This is a genomic window from Croceicoccus pelagius (genome assembly GCF_001661915.1).
Taxonomy (GTDB): domain Bacteria; phylum Pseudomonadota; class Alphaproteobacteria; order Sphingomonadales; family Sphingomonadaceae; genus Croceicoccus; species Croceicoccus pelagius.
The window spans coordinates 1-12,502 of record NZ_LYWY01000037.1; the positions used below are offsets into that span (position 1 = coordinate 1).

General features: G+C 58.4%; 13 protein-coding genes. 8 read left to right on the top strand and 5 right to left on the bottom strand.

The features are described from left to right. The first annotated feature begins 19 nt into the window (after positions 1-19). The 3 genes from istA to A9D15_RS09360 all read left to right on the top strand — a co-directional run bounded on the left by istA (position 20) and on the right by A9D15_RS09360 (position 3,446). On the top strand, positions 20-1,528 hold the full coding sequence (gene istA, locus A9D15_RS09350) for an IS21 family transposase (protein WP_082924210.1): 1,509 nt from the start codon (positions 20-22) through the stop codon (positions 1,526-1,528). After that, positions 1,525-2,292, top strand: a complete 768-nt coding sequence (gene istB / locus A9D15_RS09355; protein WP_066761576.1) for an IS21-like element helper ATPase IstB — start codon at positions 1,525-1,527, stop codon at positions 2,290-2,292. The genes istA and istB overlap by 4 nt, the downstream gene beginning before the upstream one ends. 173 nt (positions 2,293-2,465) lie before the next feature. Further along, positions 2,466-3,446 carry a hypothetical protein gene (locus A9D15_RS09360; protein WP_066764310.1) on the top strand — a complete coding sequence of 327 codons (981 nt, stop codon included), beginning with the start codon at positions 2,466-2,468 and terminating at the stop codon, positions 3,444-3,446. On the opposite strand, the gene A9D15_RS09365 is transcribed toward A9D15_RS09360, so the two are convergent. Both A9D15_RS09365 and A9D15_RS09370 read right to left on the bottom strand, forming a co-directional pair. Next, positions 3,443-3,769, bottom strand: coding sequence for a hypothetical protein (locus A9D15_RS09365; protein ID WP_066764312.1), 327 nt, complete (start codon positions 3,767-3,769; stop codon positions 3,443-3,445). The genes A9D15_RS09360 and A9D15_RS09365 overlap by 4 nt on opposite strands. Before the next feature lie 222 nt (positions 3,770-3,991). Beyond that, positions 3,992-4,480 carry a helix-turn-helix domain-containing protein gene (locus tag A9D15_RS09370; protein WP_172807507.1) on the bottom strand — a complete coding sequence of 163 codons (489 nt, stop codon included), beginning with the start codon at positions 4,478-4,480 and terminating at the stop codon, positions 3,992-3,994. A 352-nt stretch (positions 4,481-4,832) separates the two neighbouring features. Here A9D15_RS09370 and A9D15_RS09375 point away from each other — a divergent pair, with 352 nt between their 5' ends. Continuing rightward, positions 4,833-5,792 (top strand): Abi family protein, encoded by a 960-nt coding sequence (locus A9D15_RS09375; protein ID WP_066764314.1) that lies wholly within the window; start codon positions 4,833-4,835, stop codon positions 5,790-5,792. A gap of 419 nt (positions 5,793-6,211) precedes the next feature. On the opposite strand, the gene A9D15_RS09380 is transcribed toward A9D15_RS09375, so the two are convergent. Next, positions 6,212-6,598 carry a hypothetical protein gene (locus tag A9D15_RS09380; RefSeq protein WP_066764318.1) on the bottom strand — a complete coding sequence of 129 codons (387 nt, stop codon included), beginning with the start codon at positions 6,596-6,598 and terminating at the stop codon, positions 6,212-6,214. 849 nt (positions 6,599-7,447) lie between these two features. On the opposite strand from A9D15_RS09380, the gene A9D15_RS16760 reads away from it, so the two are divergent. From A9D15_RS16760 to A9D15_RS16555, 4 genes are all read left to right on the top strand, one after another. After that, positions 7,448-7,783, top strand: coding sequence for a hypothetical protein (locus A9D15_RS16760; RefSeq protein ID WP_172807506.1), 336 nt, complete (start codon positions 7,448-7,450; stop codon positions 7,781-7,783). 176 nt (positions 7,784-7,959) lie between these two features. Next, entirely contained in the window at positions 7,960-8,871 is a 912-nt protein-coding gene (locus A9D15_RS09385; protein ID WP_229660280.1) for a hypothetical protein, read from the top strand. 262 nt (positions 8,872-9,133) lie between these two features. Beyond that, complete coding sequence (locus A9D15_RS09390) at positions 9,134-10,285, top strand: tyrosine-type recombinase/integrase (RefSeq protein ID WP_066764319.1); 1,152 nt, start codon at positions 9,134-9,136, stop codon at positions 10,283-10,285. Positions 10,286-10,347: 62 nt separating this feature from the next. Beyond that, on the top strand, positions 10,348-11,721 hold the full coding sequence (locus tag A9D15_RS16555; protein ID WP_156521734.1) for a hypothetical protein: 1,374 nt from the start codon (positions 10,348-10,350) through the stop codon (positions 11,719-11,721). Between the two features lie 51 nt (positions 11,722-11,772). Here the strand turns inward: A9D15_RS16555 and A9D15_RS09400 are convergent, their stop codons facing one another. Together A9D15_RS09400 and A9D15_RS09405 are read right to left on the bottom strand one after the other, a co-directional pair. After that, positions 11,773-11,994, bottom strand: coding sequence for a helix-turn-helix domain-containing protein (locus tag A9D15_RS09400; RefSeq protein WP_066764321.1), 222 nt, complete (start codon positions 11,992-11,994; stop codon positions 11,773-11,775). Next, positions 11,991-12,197, bottom strand: coding sequence for a helix-turn-helix transcriptional regulator (locus A9D15_RS09405; protein ID WP_066764323.1), 207 nt, complete (start codon positions 12,195-12,197; stop codon positions 11,991-11,993). Before A9D15_RS09405 ends, A9D15_RS09400 begins: the two co-directional genes overlap by 4 nt. Between the last annotated feature and the right edge of the window lie 305 nt (positions 12,198-12,502).

Genomic DNA, 12,502 nt, shown 5'->3' on the forward strand with positions numbered 1-12,502 from the left:
GGGATGAGGGATTTACACCGTGGAACTTTACCTGAGGGTTCGTCTGGCGTGTTCTGAAGGGATGAGCCAGCGCGAGGCAGCGAAGCATTTCAACATATCGCGCGACACGGTTCGCAAGATGCTGTCGTATTCGGTGCCGCCCGGTTACCGTCGCAGCGCCCCGGTGCGGCGACCGAAGCTGGAAGCGTTCATACCGATCATCGATGGCTGGCTGGAAGGGGACCGGTCGGTTCCGCGCAAGCAGCGCCATACGGCGAAGCGTGTGTTCGACCGCCTTCGCGCAGAGCATGGCTTCACCGGCGGTTACACGATCATCAAGGATTACATCCGGGAGCGGGTTCAGCGCAGCCGGGAGATGTTCGTGCCGTTGGCGCACGCCCCCGGCCACGCACAGGCTGATTTCGGCGAGGCTCTGGTTGAGATCGGCGGTGTGGAGCAGAAGGCGCACTTCTTCGTGCTCGATCTGCCGCACAGCGATGCCTGCTACGTGCGGGCCTATCCGGCGGCCGTTGCCGAGGCGTGGATGGACGGCCACGTTCATGCCTTCGCGTTCTTCGGCGCGGTACCGCTCTCGATCGTCTACGACAACGATCGCTGCCTGGTCTCTAAGATCCTTCCTGACAGCACGCGGCGGCGCGCGAGGCTGTTCAGCGCCTTTCTGTCGCACTACCTGATCCGCGATCGTTACGGCCGCCCTGGCAAGGGGAACGACAAGGGCAGCGTGGAAGGTCTGGTCGGCTATGCCCGCCGCAACTTCATGGTCCCGATCCCCCGGTTCGCGACATGGGAGGCGTTCAACCTGTGGCTCGAGGAGCAATGCCGCAAACGGCAGAACGATCGGCTGCGCGGCGAGAACGAGACGATCGGCGAGAGACTGCAACGCGATCTGGCGGCGATGCAGGACCTTCCGGCATCGCCGTTCGAGGCCTGTGACCAGACCAGCGGCCAGGTCTCGTCGCAGGCGCTGGTGCGCTACCGGACCAATGATTACTCGGTACCGGTACGCTTCGGCCACCAGGAAGTATGGATCAGGGGCTATGTCGGCGAGGTGGTGATCGGCTGCCGGGGCGAGGTCATTGCCCGTCATCCCCGCAGCTATAGCCGCGAAGACGTGACCTTCGATCCGGTCCATTACCTTCCCCTGATCGAACAGAAGATCAATGCCCTCGATCAGGCCGCGCCCTTGCAAGGCTGGAACCTGCCCGAGGCGTTTGTGACGCTGCGCCGGCTGATGGAAGCGCGCCTGAACCGTCATGGGGGCAAGCATGGCCGGCGCGAGTATGTGCAGGTGCTGCGCCTGCTGGAAAGCTTCACGCTTGCCGATCTGCATGCCGCGGTGAAGCAGGCCCTTGATATGGGCGCGATCGGCTTCGATGCGGTGAAGCACCTTGTATTGTGCCGGGTTGAACGCCGGGTGCCCAGACTGGATATGGCGATCTATCCCTACCTGCCCAGGACGAGGGTGGAGACGACATCGGCGCGCTCGTACATGCGGCTGTTGTCGGGCGAGACGAAGGACGCGGCATGAGCAGCCCGGCTCCCGAACTGCTGCTCACCAATCACCTCAAGACGCTCAAGCTGCCGACGTTCCTGCGTGAGCATGACAAGCTGGCCCGGCAATGCGCGGCAGAGGGCGTGGATCATGTCCGCTATCTTGCCCGGCTTGTCGAACTGGAACTGATCGACCGGGAACGGCGGATGGTCGAGCGCCGGATCAAGGCCGCGCGGTTCCCGGCGGCCAAGAGCCTCGACAGCTTCGATTTTACCGCCATCCCGAAGCTCAACAAGATGCAGGTGCTCGAACTGGCGCGCTGCGAATGGATCATCCGGCGCGAGAACGTCATCGCCCTTGGCCCGTCAGGAACCGGCAAGACCCATGTCGCGATCGGCCTGGGCCTCGCGGCCTGCCAGAAGGGTCTGACAGTCGGTTTTACCACCGCGTCCGCGCTGGTCAGCGAAATGATGGAAGCACGCGACGAACGCCGCCTGCTGCGCCTGCAAAAGCAGATGGCCGGATACAAGCTCCTCATCATCGACGAGCTGGGGTTCGTTCCCCTGTCAAAGACCGGCGCGGAACTGCTGTTCGAACTGATCTCGCAGCGTTACGAGCGTGGCTCGACGCTGATCACCAGCAACCTGCCGTTCGACGAATGGACCGAAACGTTCGGTTCCGAGCGCCTGACCGGCGCGCTTCTCGACCGGCTTACCCACCACGTCAGCATCCTGGAAATGAATGGCGAGAGCTATCGTCTGGCCCAGAGCCAGGCACGAAAAGCACGCCCCAACCCCTGACAGAAATGACAATCCGGGTGTTGGCGACCCCCGCTCGGGCTACGCCCTCACGGCGCTCGCCAACACCCGGATCAACTGGCCTGGTTTTGCGCCGCCCAATGGCCGACTTTTACTCCGCCGTTGACAGTTCCCAAGGGTTGGATGACGCAACCGCATTCAGCTAAGCTGGATTGATGCAGTGGAAACCGCGCAATCTTCGGGAACTCGGTCGAATGGTCGTCGGCGACGCCGAGCATTTCCAATATCGGTCGAGCAAATACATCACCGAGTTTTTCGAGGATTGCGACCTCGAATATGTCCACCAAGGCGAGACACGTCCCGTATGGGCGGCCGAACGGATCGAAGAGATACTGGCGATGCCGCACGCATCCGCAACAGTCATGCCGGATGCCTTTGTGCGGGTGATCCGCCGTCTCCTCGATAGAGCCGAGGTGACGAATGACGATGCGGAGCGCAGCCTAGCCTTGGCCGCACTAAACGTCGTTCTCGCGCGCGAAGGCTGGGCGGCCTTCTACGATGAACACGGCATCGCACAGATTAAACACATCGCCACGAACACTGTAGCGCAGATGGCGAACCCCCATCGGCCGCTCACGCCCTCCGAGATCGAACGTCGAGATCAATTGACAGCCTATCTCAATCGCTGCTCGGAAGATGACTTGATCGGCGAGGTATTGCTGCCCCTGTTCCGCCAGCTCGGCTTCCATCGCATCACCGCAGTGGGTCATAAGGATAAGGCGCTCGAATACGGGAAGGACGTGTGGATGAAATACACGCTCCCAACCCTGCACGTCCTCTATTTCGGGATACAGGCCAAGAAAGGGAAGCTCGACGCGTCAGGGGTCAGCACCAGCAACGTCGCCGAAATCCACAATCAGGTGACGATGATGCTGGGGCATGAGATTTTCGATCCCGAAATAAGTCGTCGCGTGCTGGTCGATCATGCGTTCATCGTCGCCGGCGGGGAAATCACCAAACAGGCTCGCAACTGGATCGGCAATAAGCTCGACGCGAGTAAACGGTCGCAGGTCATGTTTATGGATCGCGACGACATCCTCGACCTGTTCACCGTTACCAATCTGCCCCTACCCAAAGACGCGCTGCCGCCTCCTCCTGCCTCGCCGTGGGATGAGGACGACGACGTGCCGTTCTAGCCGCCTTGCACGTTCCGCATGTGCGCGGCCTCCAGCTCCACCGCCGCATCCTGGACCCGACGGAAGATGCAATCGTCGTGCCCCCTCCCTGCCTTCATGGTTGCCACGGCGCGCTTGGCTTCGTCGGCCGTAATGGTCAGATCGCTCGTATAGCTATCGAACGTCAGCCGGATCGAGAACGCATCCTTTGAAGGATGGCTGACGGTAATCTGGGGGAAGCCCTGGATTCCGAGGCCGTTGACGCGAATGTCGTGAATGATCGCTTCCGCGATCGCTGCGCCTATGTCGCCTGACGAAACGCCGATCGCATATAATGTCCCCATGCTTCTATCTCCATTACGCGCTAGGCGCGGTTCTGCATCCGTCCCCGCAGTTTGGGGCCAGCGCCCCGCTGTGCTAAATCAGCGAGCGTAGGGATTGGCGGCGTCATTGCCCCTTTTGGAAGGGGGCCATGCTTCTGCCCGAAGCGCCAATTCCTACGTTCCGAACCGGCCTTGGACTGACCGGCTCCACACGCCGCTTTCGCGGCCCGCGATCCTTGAAACCTATGCCGGTTTCGTCTCAGCCTTCGCGCGTCGGCGCTTGTTCTGATCTGTCACCTTCTCGAACTCCGGCGCGATCGTCTCCAGCTTGGCGATCAATCCGGACAGATCGTAGCCGTTGCTGTCTTGGCCCTTGTGCCGCTTGAAGCGCTCGACCCGTTTGATAAAACCTTTCGCCTCCAACGCGGTCAGGTGCCGCTGAATCGTCCGTGCGTCCTTGCCCATACGGCGGGCGATCGTGTCCTTGGCAGGATGCGGGTCGTGATCGGCCGACCACCAATGGCTGATGAGCTGAAGCAACACGTTCAGCTCATCAGGCTTCAGACCCATTTTGGCCTGGCCCCACAGCAGGATCGACGGGATCATGCTATAGCCACGCGATAGGACGGTATCCGGCCACTTGTCCTTCCGCTTCTTCGGCTTGGCGATCGCCGCGAGAGAAAAGACGTTCGATCCTGCGTCCTTTGTGGTATCGTTGGGTTGCTTGTTCATGAAGGTGAAATAGCATATTCGCGCGCCATTTCTAGAGGTGGTGGGGAGACAAAAACGACACCCACCCGGAGACATAAGTGTCTCTAGTGTGGGAGACACCCATGTCTTACGAAGCACAGTGAGCCCGTAATCACGATACCGGGTAATCAGGATAAGGAAGCATATTTAGCGGAGACAGATTTGCCTCCCCCAAAATTTCCCGGAGCCGGTTTGGACCGTGTGACATGGCTGACGATGCCCGTCGCCAGTTTTTAATTGAATCCTCAGCCGCGAGCATCTAGATAGGGGACAACATGGCCGTCCCCGCTGTTGCCTATGGCATCAAGGGGCGGCCTTCTTCATATCTGGGGCGATGCTTCCGCCTTATACCAAACCCCATCTCAGCTTCGCCGACCAGCTCGCCCTTCTCGAGGGCCGCGGTTTGGGCGTCACCGACCAAGCCAAAGCCATCCGCCATCTTGAGCGCATCGGCTACGGTCGCCTGTCGCCCTATTGGCAACCGCTGCAAGAGCGCATCCCTGATCCCGACGATGCCACGCGCACCATTCGCACCGATCAGTTTCAAGCCGGTGCCGAGTTTCGCCACGCCGTCGATCTCTATCTCTTTGACAAGCAACTTCGCCTGCTTTTCCTCGATGCCATCGAACGGATCGAAGTCGCGCTGCGCGTGGATCTTGCCCATGCTCTGGGAAAGCGCGACCTCTTTGCTCATCGATCGGTCGCCTATCTCGATCCAAACCGCGCGAACGCCAATTACAAAGGCACGACCCGGCACCTGAGCTGGTTGGCGAAGGCTGACGATTCCGTCGACCGCTGCAAAGACGATTGGGTGTCGGAATTCTATGATACCTACACACCGCCGATGCCGATCTGGATGGCAGTCGAGGCGTGGGATTTTGGGACATTATCTTGGCTGCTAGAAATGGCGCATCCCAACGACCGCTTCGCCATCGCGAAACGCTATAATTTGCTCCCCGATACGCTGGTGAGCTGGATCAAGAGCCTTGCCTTCGTGCGCAACATCAGCGCGCATCATTCCCGTCTGTGGAATACCGGCATCATCAACCAGCCCAAGGTGCCCAAAGCGTTTGAGGCGCCGCGTATGGTCCATATCGGCAACGACGTTGTGCAGCGCAATCGTGTCTATGGCGCGGCAGCAGTTGCCTCCTATCTCGCCAAGCGGATCAATCCGGGCACATCGTGGAGCGGCCGGATGAAAGCACTTTGGCTTTCTTTCCCAGATATGCCCTTCGCCAGCACCGTGCAGGGCGGATTTCTCGAAGGCTGGGATCAGGAGGCAATCTGGAACTGACATAACGCGGAAAGTCGGGCGCGACCCTGCCGGGCACGGCTCTAACACCGCGCCGCGTCGACCGAGCCACCGTGTCGACGTCTCGTCCCTATCGAGTCACGATCCTCGCGTTCGGTGTGCCGCGCGGCGCACCTGCGGCCGCGCAGTGAGCGCGACGTCAGCCTGCAAGTGCCGACTCCCTCCGCTGGAGCCGACTTCGCGCACTGGGCAAAAGAATGGCGGCTTTCGGTATCTACGGCAGGGTCGGCGACCGGCGACTATTGGGGCGCGAAGCTGCCGTCCGGCCTGCTCTCGACAAACGGCAGCTTTCGGGATGAATTCGAGCGGACTCTAACGACCGAGATTATGAAGGATTGCGGGCGCCTTCAGGCGTACGCAAATCCCTCCAATGCAGGAACCCGCAGGCAGCAGGCGGTGGGCTATGGGTATTTCGGATTTTGGCCGCCTGAGTGCATGCGTAACGCAAGATCCGGTGCGTAAGTATTCGATGCAGACGGGCTGGTCGTTGGCGACGTCGAACAGGTTCTGGAGTTGCGATCGGCGGAATTTGCGTCCCAGAATCCGTCGCCTCTTCCGTAGGGCGCAAACGGAACGATCTCCCTGAGCGATGTCGCCTGGGCCCAGTATCGATAGTCGTGCCGGATCACGCTGCGGTCCTTATTGGGAGCGGCGGTGCGCATGGCTGCTGCCGGCGGGTGAAGGTGGCCGCCGTCGTCATAGCTTGCGCATAGTTCCTGTGAGAAGTCGCGGTTCAGGCGCTCAACGACGTAAGGGAAGTCGAAATAGGGGCGCAACAGACGCGCCATTTGCTCGCCCGTCAGCCAATCAGACACTTATGCGGAGCCAACTTGCGGATTGTGAAACATATCGCTGCGCGCCAATCGATGCGTCCTGAACCTAGTGCCTCATTGAAAGTTGCGAGCATTAATCGGACTCTGCACTGCGTTTCCACAGTGCCCTGATCTCGCCTACAAGGGCCTGAATATAGAGCCCTGAATGCTCTGTGGTATCTCCCTTCAATCTGCGCTTCCTCTCGCATGGTCGGCCGGTCAGTTTCCCGCGCCCCCATTCACGTTTTCTTATAAATCTGAAAATCTGGTCAGACCTATTTCCGATTATTCGCAAGCCATAACATAACCGTCATTAGGCGCTGCCGACGTTTGAGCAGTTCCAACAAACGGTTGTGAAATATGAGTCTCACCGAAAATGTCAGAGCGCACGCGAGCCGCAAAGGGCCGGCTCAGGATACCAAACCCAGGTTCCTGAGCGAAGGGAGCAGGTGGACGCTTTCTAAATGTCGAGCGCGCCAAGGGCGAACCGGCGCTGAAGCGTGGATCACTTCTCGCAACATTCGCGGCATCAGCAAGCGGGGGCACGTATGAAGCGCTTGCGTCGCCATTTCTCGGGAAAGCCGGCAGAGCGCCTTCAGAATGCGGTCGTCTCAGAGTGCCGCAATGATATCATCGACCTGATCGAAGTTTATTGCGCGACACTTACGGATGTTGCCACGCCGTCCGTGCTGAGGGCAAACCTTTTGTGGATGATGGTCTTAAGACCGAAATGCTCAATCAAATGGGCACCGCAATTCGAAGTGCCTAGCCAGCGCGTCCTACATCTTAATTACAGCGGATAACTGGGTCCAACAGGAGCGACGCGTGGAGCAGTCGTTGGGTGAGATCGCCCGTAAATGGTCGAAAAACAGCGAGAAGGGAAAAGGGCTTCGGCTAGACGCCGAAGCGCTGGACCAACTCAACGAGATTGGCGTCGGTGAGCTCATACAGGCCGAGGCCGCCAAGCAGCAGAGGTTAGAATGCGGAAAGCGACGAAACCCCTCTACGAGCGGGGAGAGTACAGGCTCGTCTATGACAGAAAACGAGATGGCAGTCTCAGATCGCCGTTCATTCAAATTGTCTGGTACGACAGAGAAGCCGGACGAAATCGCAGCCGTTCGACGGGCACGCAATGCCTTGAAGATGCAGAACGACAGCTAGACGCCCTTTATAGTGAAAATGAGAAGGGCCGGTCCATATGTCATGCTTGTGGCCAAACGATCCTAAGCGCTGAACCATACCTCCTCACCGACGCAATCGCAGCTTACATTGCGGCTCGCGAAGATCGAGCGAGTATTAGCGCAATCCGACCGAGGCTGGGACACATATTTACCTATTTGATAGAAAACGGACTGCAAGCCTCGCGGTGCGATGATGTCGATGAAGAATGGGTAGGTGACTTTCGTGAATGGAATATCGAAGTGCCCGTCGAGATCGGAAATGGGAACACGCGCGAACGGGCTCCAGGGACTGTCGAGGCCAGTGTTCGACAATTGGCAGCCGTTATAAACTTTGCAGCCACGAAGAAGCACACGGTGCATGGTGCCAGCTTTTCCCCAATTAAACCGAGAGATGTTAGCCATACACCCACCTATCGGGCACCGATTGAAACTTTGGGTGCAATGTTCCGCTATTGCACCAACCCGGACCGCCAAATTGGCGAAAGCAAAAAAGCATACGCTAAGAAGATCAAGCAGCGCACCGAACTTCTGCATTTTCTCCAAATCAGCGTATCTACTTGGGCCCGTCCGGACGCCGCACATGATGTCTCCACTGATCCAAAACGCCGCCAGTGGGACCCTGAACAGCGAAAACTCCGACTGAACCCAAAGGGCCGCACGCAGACGCGCAAGTTCCGCCCTACCGTGCCCATTGCCCGGCAGATGGCACCGCTACTCAACGCGACGACGGGCTATTATGTAAATGTTGCGTCTGTGCGGCAAGCTTGGGAGGGAATGCAAAGCGCATTGGGCTTGCCCGGGGATCGGGAGTCCGGGCTAAAGCTCATCCGCCGGTCCATGGCCCAACTGGCACGCAATCGGATGACCCGCGCAGAATGGATCGAAGGAAAGATTATGTTGGGTCACAATCGACCTGACCAATCTGATCTTTATGGCATGGACGAGCCTGGCGATTTGCCACGCGCTCTCGAGGTCACCGAGCAAATTATTGATGAAATCATCATGCTGGCCCCGTTGGCATTTGCGAAAATCGATGCGGACCCAGAAGCCAAATCCGACTCAGAATAGCAAATCCGTGCGTATGTTCCGCTCATTTCACCGGAGAAACACCGGGACGCTGATGTTGAGACAATCGCAAAAATGGCGGAAACGCTGGCGCACCCGACATTGCTAAAACTTCTGTCGCAGGCAGTGTCGGGACGTCCCTAACTACACTGTAAAATCAGGGATTTGTCTTCTACCGTGTTCACGGTTGATCGCCCCCGTTTGCCTGCATTTCGTGTCCCATGTGGGGTCGAAAGTTGGAACAATTTTATGGTGTGTATAACCTATGGCACTGACAGCATTGAAGGTGAAGAACGCCAAGCCCGGTCGCTACGTTGATGGCCGTGGCTTGTGTCTTTTCGTGAAGGAAAGCGGCTCCCGTAGTTGGGTCCTGCGGATGCAGCACAACGGCAGGCGACGCGACTACGGATTGGGATCGGCGCTTGATGTGACGCTGACCGAGGCGCGAGACGCCGCAGCCGCATTGCGCCGCCAGGTCCGCGCCGGGATCGATCCGGTTGCCGAGCGGCGCAAGTCGCGCAAGGTGGTGCCCAGCTTCGAAACGGCAGCACGCGAGTGCTATGAGGCTTTGAAGGACGGCTGGAAGAACCAGAACTACCGCAACTGGATCGCCAGCATGGAAAACCACGTCTTCCCGCTGATCGGCAGGAAGGCCGTCGATCAGGTGGATAGCACCCACGTGGTCGAGGTGCTCACGCCCATCTGGCTCGAAATCCCCGACACGGCTCGTAAGATCTTGCAGCGCATCGGTGCCGTGCTCGACTTTGCGCACATCAAGGGTTGGCGCGAGGAAGAGGCCGCGCTGCGCTCTGTCCGCAAGGGATTGCCGCGCCAGACCGACAAGGTCGAACACTTCAAGGCCATGCCCTATGCAGAAATTCCGGCGTTCATGAAGGAGCTGGCGACCGCATCACCCACCACGGGCCGCGATGCCCTGCGTTTCACGATCTACAACGCCGTGCGGTCAAGCGAGACGCGCAAAGCCGTCTGGACCGAGATCGACCTCGAAAAGGCGGTCTGGACCATCCCCGGCGAGCGCATGAAGGCAAAGGAAACGCATGTGGTGCCGCTCCCTAAGGCAGCAGTTTCGATTCTGCGTCGGCGCTGGAAAATGCGCACGAGCGACGATGGACTTGTGTTCTCCAACAATGGTGAGAAGCCCATCAGCGACATGACAATGACCAAGATGTTGCGCGATGCGGGGATCAAGGGCGCGACCGTCCATGGCTTCCGTTCCGCCTTTACTGATTGGGCGGCGGAGAAGACCGACTTTCCGAAGGAAGTGGCCGACAAGGCCTTGGCTCACAAGCTGAGCAACCAGGTCGAAGCCGCCTATCGCCGCACCGACTTCTTCGACAAGCGGCGTGACTTGATGGCTGCGTGGGCGGAGTTTTTGGCCCCTGATCCGGCAAGGTAGAGTCAATATTGGCGCGTCCCTCCCCAGAGGCACCCCGAGGGACGACGATTTCTTTCATACAAATGCAATTTGCAGAAAATCTACCTTTAGCCGACATACGTAACGCAATCGGCCGGTTGTGGACTGAGAATATCGCGATGAAAAGTTTGTCATATCTGGCAATAGCCAGCCTTGCTCTGCTCTGTTCTTGTGGTGAGGCCGGGTCAACATCGGACCCGGATGTAGGTCTGCAAGTTCAGACCGATCAAAGACCAGAACGAACGGAAGTGCCGCAACCTGATCCGGAGCAGTACGAATTAACCTCGTCTGGTCCGCTTAGCCTAGAAATGGTCCGTCGCGTCAGCTTGCCACGAAGATCTACCGGAAATTCGCCGCCCAGTATCTCCCCAGATGGGACGAAGTTCTTTGCCTACAACGGAATACAGGGACTTTGGGTTAATTCGGTGATGTCAGATGAGGCGGCCAACAATCCTGTAGGCCGTGTTGCGCTTGAAGGGTTTGGTCACGCCGAAACTGTGCCATTCACCTGGTCAGCGAATTCGCGATCGATTCTCGGTGTTAGACAGGCGACAGCAGTGCCGAGTGGATTTGCCCAAGGACCGATGTCGACCGTAGAAATCGCTGTTGATGGCTCCGTTCGTGAGCTACCCGGACTCGAACATCGAGCTGGCAATCTGGATGGGCTTCTCTGGGTTGGAAATCGCGGACTGGCACTTGCCGAGTTTGGCACAAAGGGTAGCTACTACAAGCCCGAGCTGGACAACGCGGAGCCGACGCTCGCGATTGTCGATGCGCGGCGTGGACGGGTCATCCAGTCATTTGAGATGCCCCCATCAGTTGGCCCTCGGAACAGGACTTTGATCACTGGCGTTGATGCACGAATTGATGGAAATGGACGAGTATTTGCACTTCTCGCGGCTACGGGCGATCCGAACGGAACGCGCTGGTTCTTGCTGCGGCAGGGCAACGCCATTCGCCAGCTTGCCATGGATGTCGGGAGGGTCTCGCCCAAACGGTTTGCTGTAACCCCAGACCTGAAATCCGTGCTTGTTGTTCATGATCTCAGCGCAACTGGTGTCATTTGTGAAATTTGGAGCCAGCAGCCCTGTCCGCCCCCGACACCGGTTTCTGGCACTGTGGCTGACTTGCGAGACCTTGAAACGGGCAGGATCATCTGGTCGATCAGGGGGACGGCAACCAATTTTTCGCGGGGCATAAAGCCCGCCATCAGCAATGATGGAAACTACGCCCTTATCGCAATCCCGCCAAACGAAGGAGGCGGTGAGACGATTGCACTAATTTCCATGCGCGACGGTCGCGTCCTCCAGGAAATTGATAACTTGCCAACGTTCGCGGAGAGCGTCAGTTTCAGCGAAGACGACGAGATGATATGGATCAGCGGTCTAGACCTGTTGTTTTCGTATCGGATGCAATGATCTGTCCACTCGCAATGACAGCAATCCGATCTGTCAGCATCGTTATAGTCCCTACTTGGTATCGTGACGATTTCGCTTCAACTTGTCCGAGCTTCGCCGTCCGACCAGTTCACGCAAACTGGCAGTGGTAACGCGGGTTGCCTTGCCAATCTTCACCGTTTCGACTTCGCCACGGGAGATCAGCTCGTAAAGCTTCGTGCGCCCGATGCCGATCATGCGGGCAGCGTCATTGATCCTGACGCAGATCGGCTCGACAGGTTGATGGCCGCTCATTGCGCCGGTTCCTCTTCACGATAGTGAGCGGGATCGGCAATCCAGCGATTGATGGCTGACTCATGCCAGCCCGCGCCATGGATGCTGATCTTGACCTGCGACGGGAATGTGCCCTCGGCGATCTTGCGATAAATGGTGGAGCGGGAAAGGCCGGTGCGGTCGAGCACGGTCTTGAGGCGGATAATGCGTTCGGTATTCGACATGGGGCATTCTCACTTTGATACTGGCGGCCCCTCACCGGAACATAATGAGAACTTTTCAACGCAACTCAAGGATGTTGGGCAAACAGAACGGGCTTCACGCGCACCCAAATGCAGCTGTAGTTTGGGAAGCAGGACAACTACGCATCTCTCGGGACAACCACGGACTTGAGATCGGGCAAGCTGATCAGACGCAAGATTTTTCTCAACCCGTCCCGGGCTCAATCCGCTGGCTATGCTCGATCGTTGGCGGCGGTATCGTTGCTGAGAAATGCGTGAGGTCAGACCTACATGATTCGCGCTTCCAT